Raw genomic sequence first — 16,640 nt, forward strand, 5'->3', positions numbered from 1 at the left:
AGACTGCCTTTTATGGATTTCTCCCGCTTTTTTATCGACCGACCGATTTTCGCCGCGGTGCTGTCGATTTTGATCTTTACCACCGGACTGATCGCCATTCCGCTGCTGCCGATCAGTGAATATCCCAACGTGGTGCCACCGAGCGTGCAGGTGCGCGCGGAATATCCCGGTGCCAACCCCAAAGTGATTGCAGATTCTGTGGCGACGCCACTGGAAGAAGCCATCAACGGGGTAGAAAACATGATGTACATGAAATCCGTGGCGGGTTCCGATGGCGTGCTGGTCACCACCGTGACCTTCCGTCCGGGCACCGATCCGGATCAGGCGCAGGTTCAGGTGCAGAACCGCGTGGCGCAGGCTGAAGCGCGTCTGCCGGAAGAGGTGCGCCAACTCGGCCTCACCACGCAGAAGATGTCGCCGACGCTGACGCTGGTGGTGCACATGTTCTCGCCGCACGGCAAGTACGATTCCCTCTATCTGCGTAACTACGCCACCCTGAAGGTGAAGGATGAACTGGCGCGCCTGCCAGGCGTCGGTCAGATTCAGATCTTCGGTGCCGGTGAATACGCGATGCGCGTCTGGCTCGATCCCAATAAGGTGGCGGCACGTGGCTTGACCGCCTCCGATGTGGTCAGCGCGATGCAGGAGCAGAACGTGCAGGTGTCTGCCGGCCAGCTTGGCGCGGAGCCGCTGAAGAAACAGAGCGATTTTCTGCTGTCGATCAACACCCAGGGTCGTCTTGAGAGCGAAGAGCAGTTCGGCAATATCATCCTGAAAACCGCCGACGACGGCACGCTGGTGCGCCTGCGTGACGTGGCGCGCATCGAGATGGGTTCCGGCAGCTACGCGCTGCGTTCACAGCTTAACAACAAAGATGCGGTGGGTATCGGTATCTTCCAGGCGCCAGGCGCCAACGCCATCGATCTGTCAAATGCGGTGCGCGACAAAATGGCCGAACTGGCCACCCGTTTCCCGGACGATGTGCAGTGGGCCGCGCCGTACGACCCAACGGTATTCGTGCGTGACTCGATCCGTGCCGTGGTACAAACGCTGTTCGAAGCGATTGTGCTGGTGGTGCTGGTGGTGATTCTGTTCCTGCAAACCTGGCGCGCCTCGATTATCCCGCTGCTGGCGGTGCCGGTATCGGTGGTCGGTACCTTCAGCATCCTTTATCTGCTCGGCTTCTCGCTCAATACCTTAAGTTTGTTTGGGCTGGTGTTGGCGATCGGTATCGTGGTGGATGACGCCATTGTCGTGGTGGAGAACGTCGAACGTAATATCGAGCAAGGCTTGTCGCCGACGGCGGCTGCGCATCAGGCGATGCGGGAAGTGTCCGGGCCGATTATCGCCATCGCGCTGGTGCTGTGTGCGGTGTTCGTGCCGATGGCGTTCCTGTCCGGCGTGACCGGTCAGTTCTATAAGCAGTTTGCGGTGACGATTGCCATTTCAACGGTGATCTCCGCCATCAATTCGCTGACGCTGTCACCGGCGCTGGCGGCGCTGCTGCTGAAGCCACATGATGCCGCAAAGGATATGCCGACGCGCATTATCGATCGCCTGCTCGGCTGGCTGTTCCGTCCGTTCAACCGCTTCTTCCAGCGCAGTTCGGATGGCTATGAATCGCTGGTGGGTAAAACCTTGCGTCGTCGTGGCGCGGTGTTCGGCGTCTACGTGCTGCTGCTGGCCGGTGCGGGCTTTATGTTCCATACCGTGCCGGGCGGCTTTATTCCGACGCAGGACAAGCTCTACCTGATTGGCGGCGTGAAGATGCCGGAAGGTTCGTCGCTGGCGCGTACCGATGAAGTGATTCGCAAGATGAGCGAAATCGGCATGAACACCGAAGGCGTGGCTTATTCGGTCGCCTTCCCCGGTTTGAACGCGTTGCAGTTCACCAATACGCCGAATACCGGCACGGTGTTCTTCGGTCTGAAGCCGTTCAGTGAACGTACGCGCACCGCCGCGGAAATTAATGCTGAGATCAACGCTAAGATCTCGAAAATCCAGCAAGGTTTTGGCTTCTCGATTATGCCCCCGCCGATTTTAGGTCTGGGACAAGGTTCGGGTTATTCGCTGTATGTGCAGGATCGCGCGGGGCTCGGTTACGGTGCGCTGCAAACCGCCATCAACACCATGACCGGTGCGGTGTTGCAGACGCCGGGCATGATGTTCCCGATTTCATCCTACCAGGCCAACGTGCCGCAGCTGGATGTGCAGGTGGATCGGGATAAAGCCAAAGCGCAAGGCGTGTCGCTGACCGAACTGTTCAGCACGCTGCAAACTTATCTGGGATCGTCGTACGTCAACGATTTCAATAAGTTTGGTCGCACCTGGCGCGTGATGGCGCAGGCGGATGGCGATTTCCGCGATAGCGTGCAGGATATCGGTAACCTGCGTACCCGCAACGATCGCGGCGAAATGGTGCCGATTGGCAGCATGGTGAATATCACCACTACATACGGCCCGGATCCGGTGATTCGCTATAACGGCTATCCGGCGGCTGACCTGATTGGTGATGCCGATCCGCGCGTGCTCTCTTCGGCACAGGCGATGCAGAAGCTGGAGGAGATGTCGACGCAGGTGCTGCCGAACGGCATGAACATTGAATGGACCGACCTGAGCTATCAGCAATCAACGCAGGGCAATACCGCGCTGATCGTCTTCCCGGTCGCGGTCCTACTCGCATTCCTGGTGCTGGCGGCGCTGTATGAAAGCTGGACGCTACCGCTAGCGGTGATCCTGATTGTGCCGGTAACCATGCTCTCGGCGCTGGTCGGCGTGTGGCTGACCGGTGGCGATAACAACGTGTTTGTGCAGGTTGGGCTGGTAGTGCTGATGGGACTGGCGTGTAAGAACGCGATTCTTATCGTCGAGTTTGCGCGCGAGCTGGAGATGCAGGGCAAGAGCATTGTCGATGCAGCGCTGGAAGCCTGTCGTCTGCGCCTGCGTCCGATCGTTATGACCTCCATTGCCTTTATCGCCGGTACTATTCCGCTGATCCTTGGTGAAGGTGCAGGCGCAGAAGTGCGCGGCGTAACCGGGATTACCGTGTTCTCCGGCATGTTGGGCGTGACGCTGTTTGGGCTGTTCCTGACGCCGGTGTTCTATGTGACGCTGCGTAAGCTGGTGACGCGCAAGCAACCACAGGCTGAAGTGCAAACGGTGTAAGGGTTTTAGGTGAAATGAACAATCCGGGCCAAGTGCCCGGATTTTTTTTGCGTGCAGATTGAGGCAATAAAAAAGGGCGTCATGAATGACGCCCTTACGGATGAGAGTGGTTTTAGCGGCCTTTTTTACACAGGTCGGTGAGTTCGAGATCGGGCAACTCTTCGCAGTTGCTGGTGTCGTTATGCTTCAGTTCGGCCAGCGCGTCAGCTACGGTGCGGGTTTCCAGCACTTTCAGCGACGCTTCTTCAGCCTCTTCAGCAATCGATTTGAAATACCAACACAGGTTGGCACTGACCAGACAACGCGGTGCCACGTCCGGACGTGACGCCCAGAGTTTTTTATCTTCAATCACAGAAGTATAAATGTCGCGCAGTGTGATTTCGGCGGCCGGGCGACCCAGATGAATGGAACCGGTGCGGCCAAGCGTTGAGACGATGATGCCGTCACGCGTGAGCGGAACCATAAGTTTCCGAATGAAACTGGGGTTCGCTTCAAGACCATACGCCAATATGGCACTGGTCGAGCGTTTGCCCAGTTGCTCCGCCATCGCTACGCTCAAAACCATCTGCAAAGCTGTCGGGAAGCGGTAATCAAGCATTTCAATATCCTGAGTTGCGGTTATCTTGTTGTTTTTATGCCGCGACAGTGAGTAATCAATGAGCAATAAATATAACAAACACTGTTGCTTTTTAGAAGTCAACGCCCGTGATCCAGGCACGTATTCCCCATTTAATCGGGCAGAAGCGCACAGGCTGCTTAGTTTATCACTCCCCTTTCCGACTGTGGGCTGGCCTGCGGCAATTTCTGCTGCAAAAGCGCGACCAACAGCACGTTAATCAACGCCAGAACGCATAACAACCACAGCGTGGCGCTGGCACCGAGGTGCTGGAACACATAGCCACCAACCAGCGGCGTCAAGGCCTGGCCAATTAAGGCGGGACGCGCCATGCGCCCCACCACAATCGCGTAGGCCTCTGGTTTGACCATCACCAGCGGTAAAGTTCCCCGCACAATGGCACGCAAACCATTTCCGGCACCGTACAGCACCATGCTGAGCACCGCAAACTGCGGATAACACGCCAGCAGCAGCAAGCCGAGCGCCACCAATCCCACCGAGAAAAAGGTGGTCCAGATCGGGTGACCGCGCTTAAAGGCGATATCCACGATGCGCGATGCCACCTGACACGGACCGAGAATCGCACTGATGGCCAACGCCGACGCCAGCGTGTGGCCGCTGGCCTGCAGCAAGGTGATCAGCTGCACCGAAATCGCCGTCATGATCACCGATGCGAGCGTGAAAATGCTGCACAGCAGCCAAAACAGTGTCGGTGCCAGTTCGTTGCCTTGCGCGGTCGGTTTTGCTTTGGCGGCGGCGATTTTCGCTTCTGGCGCGGGTAGCGCGTAGAGATAAGCGGGCAACACTGAAACACATAACAATCCGGCGATGGCAAAACAGGCGTTACGCCAATCCAGCCAGTGAATCAGCAGCGCGGTGCCCGGCCACACGATAGTGGTACAGAAGCCAGAAATCAGCGTAATGCCGGTTATCGCGCCGCGTGCCTGGCCGCCATAGAGCGTGCCGAGCGTGGCAAACAGCGCATCGTACAGGCCCATCGCCATACCCACGCCGATAATCAGCCAGGCAAACAGAAACAGCGGCAGATTGTGGCTCAATCCCATGATCACCAGACCGATCGCCATCACCGCCCCGCTCGCCGCCAGCAATGCGCGGCCATAGGATCGGGAAATCAGTCGCCCGCTCAGCGGCGCCAGCAAACCGGAAATCAGCATGCCGAGCGATAGCGCGCCATACACCCATTGTTGCGACCAGCCGGTTTCCGCCACGATCGGATTGGCCATCACCGCCATAAGATAGAACGATCCGCCCCACGACAGGATTTGTACTACGCCAAGCGTAACTATGGCGGCGGCAGGTGGCTTTGGCTGAGGCTTCACAACATTATTCCGTTAGCAGGCAAAGCATTGTTATAACACGTTCATCCAGCTTGAAAAATCCCACGTTTCCCTGCTTAACAAAATCCTTGCGCGACGCTGGCAGACCGGCGCCCAAGCCAGTACACTAAAAGTATGTTGTAACTATGGGGCATTTTATGGCTCGTTATGATTTGGTTGCCGATCTGCACGAATGCGTTAATGCGCTGGAAGCGGGATTGGGCGCGTTACGTCAACACATTGAGCAGCAACCGCTGTTGATTGCGCGCGTGTTTAGTCTGCCGGAAATCGAGAAAGGCCGCGAACATGATGAAATTGAACGCATCGCGGTGACGCAGCATCTTGGTAAAACGGCACGCGACATGGCGCTGACGCATTACTGCCGCCTGTTTATGCAGCATCAATCGGAAAAGCTCAGCACCAAAGCCGCCGTGCGCTTGCCGGGCGCGATTTGCATTGAAGCCGACGGCGATGTGCATGCGCAGATTACGCAGCAGGTTGCCGAGATTAATACTTTGAAGCAGCGGCTGGAACAGCTGATCACCGTGGAGTCGGGCTTGCCGAGCGAGGCGCGCTTTGAGTTCGTCCACCAGCATCTGCGCGGGTTAATTACGCTTAACGCCTACCGCAGCGTCACGCTGCTCAACGCGCCGGACAGTTTGCGCTTTGGCTGGGCGAATAAAAACATCATCAAAAACGTCACGCGTGATGCGGTGGTAGAACAGCTGGAGCGCAGCCTGAAGGCCAATCGTGCGCAGGCACCGTGGACGCGGGAACAGTGGGCAGAGAAAGTGCAGCAAGAGCTGGAAGCAATCCTCGCGTTGCCAGCCGGTGCGAAGCTGAAAATCAAGCGTCCGGTGAAGGTGCAGCCGATTGCCCGCGTATGGCGCGCCAGCGAGAAGAAACAGGTGCAGCTTGCCTGCCCTTCTCCGCTGCTGGTGCTGTGCCGCGATCGCACGCAGGTGCCGATTCTGGGAGAACTGCTGAACTACGATGCCGATAACGTTGCCTGGCGTCATAAACCGCTGGCCGAGCCGCTGCATCTGATCATTCCGCGCCTGCATTTGTGGAGCGATCGGCTGGCGTAAAATTTATTTTTAAATCGCTGCATCCAATTCGCAGGCTGCCCTCGTATATCAGAGTGTGAGCAACTTCTTCGCTCCCTACTACGAGGATTTATGATGAAAAAGCTAATGAGCATTGCAGTCGTATCCAGCACTTTACTGTTCACCGCAGGTGCATTTGCCGCCATGAATGATGACTCCGTGATGGTCGGCGGCGCAGCGATGTATCCGCAAAAGAACATCGTTGAAAACGCGCTGAACTCCAAAGATCACACCACGCTGGTTGCTGCTGTTAAAGCGGCGGGTTTGGTGGAAACCCTCGAAGGTAAAGGTCCGTTTACTGTCTTCGCGCCAACCAATGCGGCCTTCGCCAAGTTGCCTGCGGGCACCGTTGATAGCCTGGTCAAACCGGAGAACAAAGCGAAGTTGACCAGCATCCTGACTTATCATGTGGTGGCCGGTAAATACGACATGAAAGCGCTGGAGAAAAAAATTAAGCAAGGTGGCGGACATGCCGAGCTGAAAACCGTCAACGGCCAACCGTTGTGGATTATGAATAATGGCCCGCACAATATTCAGCTGAAAGATGGTCAAGGCAATGTGGCGAATATCAGCACTTATGACGTCAATCAGAAAAATGGTGTGATTGATGTGATTGATACCGTCTTGATGCCTAAGTAATTGCCTATACTCGGATTGGGCATTTTAGCCAACCGGGAAGATGATGGATAACAGGCTTGCAGAACGGTTAGACAACTTATTGCCGGCGATCGCAAAAGGCGATCGCCGCGCGTTTGAGCAACTGTATCGACTTACGTCGCCGCACCTGTTCGCCCTCGCCCTGCGCATGCTGCGTCAGCAAGGTTGGGCGGAAGAGGTGCTGCACGATTGCTACCTCACCATCTGGAACCGCGCCGCCTCTTACGATGCTGCCCTGAGCGCGCCGATGACGTGGATGACGCACATTGTGCGCAATCGCTGCATTGACGGGTTACGCAGCGGACAGGCGCGCCTGATGCTGGAGGCAGAAGAGTTTAGCGACCTGCTACCAATCACCAGCGAAGACGAACAGAATAACTGGCACGATCCGGCACAAGCCGATCGCCTGCGACACTGCATTGGCCATCTGAGCAGCGAACAGCAGCAAAGCATCACGCTCGCCTATTATCAGGGGATGTCCCACAGTGATATTGCCGCCTGGCTGCAACAGCCGGTTGGCTCGGTAAAAAGCTGGATTCGCCGCGCGCTGGAGCATCTGCGGGAGTGTGTGGGCCTATGAACGATAAATTACAACGCGATGAGGCCTTATCAGCCGAGTATGCGCTGGGCACCTTGAGTGGGCTGGCGCGTTTGCGCTTTGCACGCAGGTTGCGAAACGAGCCCGCGCTCGCGGCTAATGTTGCGCGCTGGCAAGCCCTGCTGGCGGGCCTGGATAATCAGCTTGCGCCCGTCACGCCACCGGAAAAGGTGTGGAAAAAGATTACATTGAGTTTGCCCGAGCAACGCGTCATTCAACCCAAACGCCATTATGCGGGCTGGCTGGCGGCTGCCAGTGTCGCGGCGTTCGCCCTGCTCGCCTCACTGTTCCTGCAGCAGCCGACGTTAACGCCGTTGACGGTACTGAACGACGCCCAGCATCAACAGCAATGGGTGGTCAGCGCGGACAGCAAACTGGCGCAGCTGAGCCTGACGCCGTTACATCCTGTGACCATCGCCGATAACAACAGTTTGCAGCTGTGGCTGATTCCGCCAGGCAAAGCGCCGATTTCATTGGGTTTGTTGGATAATCAGAAGGCAACGGATGTGGCGTTGAATAGCACGATTTCCCGCTCAGGCATCATTGCCATCAGCCTTGAACCGCGCGGCGGCTCGCCAACCGGCCAGCCAACCGGTCCGGTGTTGTATAGCGGGCGGCTATAAATCACCGCACAATCCGTAGCGGCGCGATTTATCGCGCAATCAATTGCGCCGCTACGAGGGTGCTACGTCTGCCAGTTTTTAACAGCGGTTTACTGCTTCATGCTGCCAACCATCTCCTCCGGACGCACCCATTCATCGAACTGCTCTTCGGTCAGATAGCCCAGCTTCAGCGCTGAGCCTTTCAGCGTCAGGCCTTCTTTATGGGCTTTCTTGGCAATTTCCGCCGCTTTGTCGTAGCCGATATGGGTATTCAGCGCGGTCACCAGCATCAGCGATTCGTTCAGCAGCTGATCGATGCGCTCGCGTACCGGTTCAATGCCGATCGCGCAGTGGTGATTGAAGCTGTCCATGCCGTCGGCCAGCAGACGCACCGATTGCAGGAAGTTGTGGATCACCATCGGACGGAATACGTTGAGCTCAAAGTTGCCGGACGCGCCGCCAATATTCACCGCCACGTCGTTGCCCATCACCTGACAACACAGCATGGTCAGCGCTTCGCACTGCGTGGGGTTCACTTTGCCTGGCATGATCGAGCTGCCTGGCTCATTTTCCGGGATCGCCAGTTCGCCAATGCCGCAACGCGGGCCAGAGGCCAGCCAGCGCACGTCGTTGGCAATTTTCATCAGCGAAGCCGCCAGGCCTTTCAGCGCACCGTGCGCGTGCACCAGCGCATCGCAGGTCGCCAGCGCCTCGAACTTGTTCGGCGCGGTGACAAACGGCTGTTTGGTCAAATCGGCCAGCGCTTTAGCGACGCGAACCGCGTATTCCGGATGGGTATTCAGGCCGGTCCCGACCGCGGTGCCGCCCAGCGCCAGCTCCGCTACGTGCGGAATACTGTTCTCAATGTGTTTGAGATTGTGCTCAAGCATCGCTACCCAGCCGGAGATCTCCTGACCGAGCGTCAGCGGTGTCGCATCCTGCAAGTGGGTACGACCAATCTTGACGATATCTTTGAAGGCGTCGGATTTTTCACTCAGCGTCTTTTTCAGCACGTGAATCTGCGGAATCAGCTGCTCCCGCACGGCGATGACCGCGGCCACGTGCATGGCGGTGGGGAACACATCGTTGGAGCTTTGGCTTTTATTCACGTCGTCATTTGGGTGCACCAGACGCGACATGCCACGCTCGCCGCCAAGAATTTCACTGGCGCGGTTGGCCAGCACTTCATTCATGTTCATGTTGGTCTGGGTGCCGGAGCCGGTCTGCCAAATTGCCAGCGGAAACTCCTCGCTGTGCTTATCGGCCAGCACTTCGTCGGCGGCTTTGAGAATCGCCTGGGCACGATCGGCCGGAAGCAAGCCGAGATCCTGGTTCACCTGCGCCGCCGCGCGCTTGGTCAGCGCCAGCGCATGCACCAATGCCACGGGCATTTTCTCGGTTGAGATTTTGAAATGTTCCAGCGAACGCTGGGTTTGTGCGCCCCACAACTTATCTGCCGGTACTTCAATCGGTCCCATTGAGTCTTTTTCAATGCGATTGGCTGCCATGACTACGTCTCCTTAGCTCAGATTTTGAGGTTTCCGCTCTAAACGCCTTCCCGCGACGCCGTTGAGCGAGCAAGATTGTCACATACAAGAATTTAACATTATGCGAGCCTATCGCCTTTATTGCACTTGTTCGTGTATTTTCTATGGCACTTTCTGCTTTAATAAGCCTATTTACTTACGGTTATTAAGGGTAAACGATGCAAAAATTGAACAATTCGCTGCAAAATTACGCGTGGGGCAGCAAAACTGCGCTGACCGAACTCTATGGCATCGAAAATCCACAAGGTTTGCCGATGGCGGAACTGTGGATGGGCGCGCACCCGAAAAGCCCGTCTACCGTTGAGGTCAACGGCGAAGTGCGTTCGCTGCGTGAGGTAATTGATGCCGACAAAGTCGCCATGCTCGGCAAAGCGGTGGCTGAACGTTTCGGCGAGCTGCCGTTCCTGTTTAAAGTGCTGTGCGCCGATCAGCCGCTGTCGATTCAGGTGCACCCCAGCAAAGCTGCTGCCGAACAGGGTTTTGCGCGTGAAAATGTTGCTGGCATTCCACTCAGCGCCGCCGAACGTAACTATAAAGATGCTAATCACAAGCCCGAGCTGGTGTATGCGCTGACACCCTTCCAGGCGATGAACGGTTTCCGTGAGCTGCATGAGATTGTCTCGCTGCTGGAGCCGGTGGCCGGTGCGCATCCGCAGATCGCTCACTTCCTCGAAAACACTGATGAAGCCAATCTGGCAAAACTGTTCGCCACGCTGCTGTCGCTGCAAGACGAGGCCAAATCGCGCGCCATCGGCGTACTGAAATCGGCGCTCAATGGGCGTGAAGGCGAACCGTGGCAGACCATCAAATCTATCGCCATCGATTATCCGGATGACAGCGGTCTGTTTTCGCCGCTGCTGCTCAATGTTATTACCCTGCAGCCCGGCGAAGCGATGTTCCTGTTTGCAGAAACGCCGCACGCCTATCTGAAAGGCGTGGCGCTGGAAGTGATGGCGAACTCCGATAACGTGCTGCGCGCCGGTCTGACGCCGAAGTTCATCGATATCCCGGAACTGCTGGCTAACCTGAAGTTTCAGGCAAAACCGGCCGCGACGCTGCTGACGCAGCCGCAGCGCGACGGCGAAACCCTGAACTTCCCGATTCCGGTAGAGGACTTTGCCTTTGCCATTCATGGGCTTTCCGCTGCGCCGCAAGCGCTGGCACAAAACAGCGCGGCCCTGCTGTTCTGCATTGAAGGTCAGGCGATAATTGAGAAGTCCGGGCAACAGCTGGTGCTGAAGCCAGGTGAATCCTGCTTTGTCGCTGCCAATGAGTCGCCGGTCAACGCGGCAGGCACCGGACGTCTGGCGCGCGTATTTAATACGCTCAACTGAGATCCGGCTGACGCTGCCAGCATTAACTGCTATTCTTTTAAACTATTAATTTAAAACGCCTGCGGGCGTTTTTCTTCACCCGTCGCGCACCGACCAGCGGCGTGCGGACGCAAGGATAAGGACGACACAGCGATGAAAAAGACCCAGGTTGCCGTAGGTGTGATTGTGGCGCTCGGCGTGATTTGGACTGGTGCTGCATGGTTTACCGGTAAACAACTGGAAAGCCATATGGATGAGATGTTGCAGAACGCCAACGCGCAGCTGAATGCTTACGCGCCGAACAGCCGTTTGACGCTGAGCTATCAAGATTATCAGCGCGGCGTGTTCAGCAGCAAAACCAAATTGGTGGTACAGGCCAGCTCGCAAACCAATGACAATCCGCTGTTGAAGCCTGGTCAAAGTATCGTGCTGAACGAGACGATCGATCACGGCCCGTTCCCGTTCGCCCAGTTGAAGCGCGGCAGCCTGATCCCAAGTATGGCGTCTGTGCATACCGAACTGGAAAACACCGATGCGGTGAAGAAGCTGTTTGAACTGACCAACGGCAAATCGCTGGTCAACGCCGATACCCGCGTCGGCTACAGCGGTGCGACCAATACCGATCTCAACCTGCTGGCGGTGGATTATAACAATCCGCAGACCGGCGATCGTCTGGCCACCAATGGCGGCACGCTCAACATCAGCGCCGACAGCAAAGGTGACAAAGTCAGCCTCGACGGCGACTTCTCCAGCATCGCGGTCACCAGCAAAAATCAGGTTGAACTGCCGGTGCTGTTTACGCTGAATGGCCTGAAGCTGAGCGGCGATACCCATCTCAGCCCGGAAGGCGTGCGCGTTGGCGATCAGTCGATCTCTCTGGATAAACTGGATGCCAGCATCAACGGCCAGGAAGGTTTGTCGCTGGAGAAGCTGAAAACCACCTCGTCCTTTGACAATAAAGAAGGCAAGATTGGTGGGCAGTTAGATGTCGATGTTGACAAGATTACCCTGCAGAAGCAGCCGTTTGGTGAAGCTAAGCTGGCGATGAAGTTTGCGCAGTTTGATGCGCAGGCGGTGAAAGCCTTCTCCGATACTTACAACGCGCAGATGCAGGATCTGCTGAACCAGCCGGGCGTGGCGGAAGATCCGATTCGCTATCAGGCCAGCGTGCAAACCATTCTGCGTAATAACCTGCCAACGCTGTTGAAAGGCTCGCCAACGCTGAGCATCGCGCCGCTGAGCTGGAAAAATGATAAAGGTGAAAGCACCTTTAACCTGAACGTGGGCTTTAACGATCCGGCCACCGTGAGCGGCGAGGCGCAGAGTTTGGGTGCCGCAGTGGATCGCGTGCTGAAAACCCTCGACGGCAAGCTGGCGATCAATATGCCAATGGCGACAGAAACCATGCGTCATGTCGGTTTAGCGGAAGGTTATCAGGGCGACGATGCGCAGAAACTGGCGGATCAGCAGGTGAAAGGTTTAGCGGCAATGGGCCAGATGTTCCGCCTGACCCAGCAGCAGGATGACAACATCGTCACCAGCCTGCAATACGGTAACGGCCAGGTCACCATGAATGGCGACAAGATGACGCTGGAGCAGTTTCTGTCACGCTATATGCTGGGCGCACCAACCAGCGAAGGTATGCCAGAGTAATTCATGGGGCGGCCAACTGGCCGCCCTTACACTTCGCCGCGCATTAGCTGCGGCGGCACAATCAAACTCTGAATCTCCGCTTCCGGCTGCGCCAGCCGCTGCAACATCCGCTCCGCCGCCCTTCTCCCCACATCACGCGCTTCACTACTGACAAAGGTCATGGTGGGATCGTGCAGCTCCCGCTGCGGATCGTCATTAAAGCCCACCAGCGCCAGCTGCTGCGTGTAGTAGCTATCCACCGCGCCTTCACCAAAGGTTCGCCCACAGCGTAACGCGCCAAAATAGCAGCCGAGCGCGGTGCTGCCGTTATGCGCCAGAATCGCGGTAATGCCGGGATGTTGACGCAACAACTGCAGCGTTAACGCTGACACGCTTTGCTGGCGATCGTCGCACTCGATAATCCAGTCGGACCGGAACGATAAGCCGTATTGCAGCAAGGTGGCGCAATAGCCGCCAATCCGCTCGGCGCGCGTCAGTGACGATCCCAAACCGCCCATCCAGGCGATGCGCTGATGTCCCTGTCGAATCAGATACTCCGTTGCCATGCGCGCCGCCTGGCTGTTATCGGGCCGCAGTGAGTCGACATTGTCGAGGCTGCTGGCGCGCGAGGCGCAAACTAACGCAATGTTTTGCTCCTGCGCCTGCGGCACTAGCGTTTCTGCTTGCGCCGCCTCGCCGCCAAGCACAATGCCTTCTGCGCCCTGCGCCACCAGCGTGTCAAAACAGCGTTTAAGGTGTTGTCCGTGCTGACCGCTTTGTGTCAGCACCAGCACTTTGCCCTGCTGCTCCAGCACTTCACTGAGTCCGGCCGTCATCGCGGCATAAAAGGGCTGGCTGAGATCGCGCACGATCAGGCCGATCACGCCGCTTTCGCCGCCGCGCAAAATCGAGGCTGAGCGATTACGCACGTAGCCAAGCTGCTCAATCGCCTGATTGACGCGTGTGGCCGTAGCGGGCGAGATGCGCCCTTTGCCGGAGAGCACCAACGACACGGTAGAGACCGACACCCCGGCGACCAACGCCACATCATGAATAGTGGTTTTCTGCTGGGACATAGTGTTCCGTTACCGACGTCCAAATTCAAAGAGATAAAACGTTACACTGATTGCACCAAAAATAAAGCCTGCAATTAGTCACTCTTTGTGATTATAGCCACAAAAATAAGTGGTAAAACGTTTTATCATCCTTGACCACATTGAAGCCTTTTACTTTTATTGCCAGGAGAATCTATGTCCGCCAGCCGCCCCAAAATGTCACTTTGGGAGTTTTTCCAAAGTCTGGGTAAAACCTTTATGTTGCCCGTCGCCCTGCTCTCGTTCTGCGGCATTCTGTTAGGAATTGGCAGTTCTCTCAGCAGTCATGACGTCCTGACGCTAATTCCTCTTCTCGATCAGCCTTTCCTGCAATACCTGTTTATCTGGCTGGCGAAGATCGGCTCTTTTGCCTTTAGCTATCTGCCGGTGATGTTTGCCATTGCCATTCCGCTCGGTATGGCGCGCGAGAATAAAGGCGTCGCCGCCTTTGCCGGTTTTGTTGGCTACGCGGTGCTGAACCTGAGTATCAACTTCTGGCTCAACATCAACGGCATTCTGCCAACCACTGATGCGGCGGTGCTGAAAGCCAATAACGTACAAAACATCCTCGGCATTCAGTCCATCGACACCGGTATTCTCGGCGCGGTGATCGTCGGTATCGTGGTGTTCTGGTTACATGAGCGCTTCCACAACATTCGCCTGCCAGATGCGCTGGCGTTTTTCGGTGGTACGCGTTTTGTGCCGATCGTTACGGCGATGGCGATGGGCGTGCTGGGCCTGGTGGTTCCGCTGATTTGGCCATTCTTTGCACGCGCGATTACCGGCCTCGGCTGGGTGATTAACAGCGCCGGTGAATTTGGTCCGATGATCTTCGGTACTGGCGAACGTCTGCTTTTACCTTTTGGCTTGCAACACATTCTGGTGGCAATCATCCGCTTTACCGATGCGGGCGGCACCATGGATGTGTGCGGTAAAAGTGTTAGCGGTGCGTTAACTATCTTCCAGGCGCAATTGGCCTGTGCGGATACCCACGGCTTCGCCGAGAGCGCCACGCGCTTCCTGTCGCAGGGTAAAATGCCAGCCTTCCTCGGGGGTTTGCCGGGTGCGGCCTTGGCGATGTATCACTGCGCCCGTCCGGAAAACCGTCATAAAATTAAAGGTCTGCTGATTTCCGGCGTGGTGGCTTGCGTGGTGGGCGGTACCACTGAACCGCTGGAGTTCCTGTTCCTGTTCGTCGCGCCGGTGCTGTATTTGATCCACGCGCTGTTGACCGGCTTGGGCTTCACCGTAATGGCGATGCTGGGCGTGACTATCGGTAATACCGACGGCAACGTGATCGACTTCTTCGTCTTCGGCGTGCTGCACGGCCTCTCCACCAAATGGTATTGGGTGCCGGTGATTGCTGCGGTGTGGTTCGTGGGTTATTACGCCATCTTCCGCTTTGCTATCAGTCACTTCAACATCAAAACGCCAGGCCGCGAAGTGGAAACCAACAGCGTAGCGCAGCAGGTTAATCGCGCGGCTGTGGGTAAATCCGGCTTTAATACGCCAGCGATTCTGTCGGCGCTGGGCGGCGTGGAAAACATCGCCTCACTGGATAACTGCCTGACGCGTCTGCGCATTACCGTGGTCGACATGAGCAAGGTGGATGATGCAACACTGAAAGCCAACGGTGCGATTGGCGTGGTGCATGTTAATGCGACCAATCTGCAAGTGGTGATGGGCCCGCAGGTGCAATCGGTCAAAGATGAGATGGCACACTTGATGAGCGCGACGGTGTAATGATGCAGGATTTCGCTTTCAATCAGGTGGTGGATCGCCACGGTAGCTGGTGTACGCAGTGGGATTTCGTGGCCGATCGTTTCGGCGTGGCGGACTTGCTGCCCTTCACTATCTCCGATATGGATTTCGCCACCGCGCCATGCATCCTCGAGGCGCTGCAACAGCGCCTCGCACACGGTGTGTTTGGCTACAGCCGCTGGCAGCATGATGATTTTCTTTCTGCCATTCAACATTGGATGCGCAGCCGTTTCGCTACCGAAGTGGCGGCAGAATCGCTGGTTTATGGCCCGTCGGTGATTTATATGGTGGCGCAGCTGTTGCGCCACTGGACGCAGCCGGATGATGAAGTGCTGATTCACACCCCCGCTTACGATGCGTTTTATAACACCATCAATGGCAATCAGCGTCGCGTGCTGGAGCTGCCGCTGCAGCGCCACGCTAACGAATGGCTGTGTGACATGACGCAGCTGGAAAGTTTGCTGGCGCGTCCGCGCTGTAAAGTGATGCTGCTGTCCAGTCCGCACAATCCTAGCGGCAAAGTGTGGCGCGAAGATGAGCTGCGCCAGATGGCGGCGCTGTGCGAAAAGCATGGCGTTAAGGTGATTAGCGATGAAATTCATATGGACATGGTGCTGAGTGATGCGCAGCATACGCCCTGGAGCCAGGTCGCGCAGTCCGCCTGGGCGCTGTTCACCTCGGCCTCCAAGAGCTTCAACATTCCGGCGCTGACCGGCGCGTGGGGCATCATTCCTGATAAGCGCGATCGTCAGGCGTGGTTCCATGCGCTGAAGCATGAGGATGGCTTATCCTCGCCAGCGGTAATGGCGCTTGCCGCTACCATCGCCGCTTATCGCGCGGGCGCGCCGTGGCTGGATGCGCTGCGCGACCATCTACGTGGCAACATGCAGCATATCGCGCAGCGCCTGAACACGGCGTTTCCGCAGCTTAACTGGCAACCGCCCGCCGCGACTTACCTGGCGTGGATCGATCTCAATCCGCTTGGCATTGATGAACAGGCGCTGCAACAGCGTCTGATTCATCAACACAAAGTGGCGATCATGCCGGGTTCGACCTACGGCGCGGCGAGTCGCGGCTATCTGCGTCTCAACGCCGGTTGCCCGCGCAGCAAACTGGATGATGGGCTGGATCGCCTGATTGCCGGGCTAAAATCGTTCTAAAATGCCACGGATGCTGATTAATTCAGCATCCGTTTTGCTGTTTGCGCAAATC

At 56.8% G+C, this 16,640-nt stretch carries 13 protein-coding genes; 9 read left to right on the forward strand and 4 right to left on the reverse strand.

Features of this window, described 5'->3' with window-relative positions; all coding sequences use genetic code 11:
- Positions 1-12: 12 nt before the first annotated feature.
- Positions 13-3,165: a multidrug efflux RND transporter permease subunit OqxB gene (gene oqxB / locus KVT28_RS03160; RefSeq protein WP_110866070.1), complete on the forward strand. Its 3,153-nt coding sequence runs from the start codon at positions 13-15 to the stop codon at positions 3,163-3,165.
- Positions 3,166-3,277: 112 nt separating this feature from the next.
- Here the strand turns inward: oqxB and KVT28_RS03165 are convergent, their stop codons facing one another.
- Together KVT28_RS03165 and KVT28_RS03170 are read right to left on the reverse strand one after the other, a co-directional pair.
- Positions 3,278-3,763: an Rrf2 family transcriptional regulator gene (locus KVT28_RS03165; RefSeq protein ID WP_217546764.1), complete on the reverse strand. Its 486-nt coding sequence runs from the start codon at positions 3,761-3,763 to the stop codon at positions 3,278-3,280.
- A 158-nt stretch (positions 3,764-3,921) separates the two neighbouring features.
- A complete protein-coding gene (locus tag KVT28_RS03170; RefSeq protein ID WP_101764500.1) occupies positions 3,922-5,121 on the reverse strand; it encodes an MFS transporter in 1,200 nt (399 codons plus the stop codon).
- Positions 5,122-5,276: 155 nt separating this feature from the next.
- Between KVT28_RS03170 and tus the strand changes: the two genes are divergently transcribed.
- The 4 genes from tus (at position 5,277) to KVT28_RS03190 (ending at position 8,102) form a co-directional block, all read left to right on the forward strand.
- On the forward strand, positions 5,277-6,206 hold the full coding sequence (tus, locus tag KVT28_RS03175; RefSeq protein ID WP_192233699.1) for a DNA replication terminus site-binding protein: 930 nt from the start codon (positions 5,277-5,279) through the stop codon (positions 6,204-6,206).
- 93 nt (positions 6,207-6,299) lie between these two features.
- Complete coding sequence (locus KVT28_RS03180; protein ID WP_101764502.1) at positions 6,300-6,863, forward strand: fasciclin domain-containing protein; 564 nt, start codon at positions 6,300-6,302, stop codon at positions 6,861-6,863.
- 43 nt (positions 6,864-6,906) lie between these two features.
- On the forward strand, positions 6,907-7,461 hold the full coding sequence (locus KVT28_RS03185) for a sigma-70 family RNA polymerase sigma factor (RefSeq protein ID WP_101764503.1): 555 nt from the start codon (positions 6,907-6,909) through the stop codon (positions 7,459-7,461).
- The gene (locus tag KVT28_RS03190; RefSeq protein ID WP_137385709.1) at positions 7,458-8,102 is read left to right on the forward strand and encodes an anti-sigma factor; all 645 of its coding nucleotides are present in this window, start codon (positions 7,458-7,460) and stop codon (positions 8,100-8,102) included. The genes KVT28_RS03185 and KVT28_RS03190 overlap by 4 nt, the downstream gene beginning before the upstream one ends.
- 89 nt (positions 8,103-8,191) lie before the next feature.
- Here KVT28_RS03190 and fumC read toward each other — a convergent pair whose 3' ends face one another.
- Entirely contained in the window at positions 8,192-9,589 is a 1,398-nt protein-coding gene (gene fumC, locus KVT28_RS03195) for a class II fumarate hydratase (RefSeq protein ID WP_101764505.1), read from the reverse strand.
- Between the two features lie 197 nt (positions 9,590-9,786).
- On the opposite strand from fumC, the gene manA reads away from it, so the two are divergent.
- Positions 9,787-10,962: a mannose-6-phosphate isomerase gene (gene manA, locus KVT28_RS03200; protein WP_217546768.1), complete on the forward strand. Its 1,176-nt coding sequence runs from the start codon at positions 9,787-9,789 to the stop codon at positions 10,960-10,962.
- Between the two features lie 132 nt (positions 10,963-11,094).
- Complete coding sequence (locus KVT28_RS03205) at positions 11,095-12,594, forward strand: YdgA family protein (RefSeq protein ID WP_110866063.1); 1,500 nt, start codon at positions 11,095-11,097, stop codon at positions 12,592-12,594.
- A 26-nt stretch (positions 12,595-12,620) separates the two neighbouring features.
- On the opposite strand, the gene malI is transcribed toward KVT28_RS03205, so the two are convergent.
- The gene (malI, locus tag KVT28_RS03210) at positions 12,621-13,649 is read right to left on the reverse strand and encodes a Mal regulon transcriptional regulator MalI (protein ID WP_217546770.1); all 1,029 of its coding nucleotides are present in this window, start codon (positions 13,647-13,649) and stop codon (positions 12,621-12,623) included.
- Between the two features lie 174 nt (positions 13,650-13,823).
- On the opposite strand from malI, the gene malX reads away from it, so the two are divergent.
- Positions 13,824-15,410, forward strand: a complete 1,587-nt coding sequence (gene malX, locus KVT28_RS03215) for a maltose/glucose-specific PTS transporter subunit IIBC (protein WP_110866061.1) — start codon at positions 13,824-13,826, stop codon at positions 15,408-15,410.
- Positions 15,410-16,588 carry a MalY/PatB family protein gene (locus KVT28_RS03220; protein ID WP_217546772.1) on the forward strand — a complete coding sequence of 393 codons (1,179 nt, stop codon included), beginning with the start codon at positions 15,410-15,412 and terminating at the stop codon, positions 16,586-16,588. The genes malX and KVT28_RS03220 overlap by 1 nt, the downstream gene beginning before the upstream one ends.
- Positions 16,589-16,640 lie beyond the last annotated feature (52 nt).

The organism is Pantoea sp. GbtcB22, assembly GCF_019091025.1.
GTDB lineage: Bacteria > Pseudomonadota > Gammaproteobacteria > Enterobacterales > Enterobacteriaceae > Pantoea > Pantoea leporis.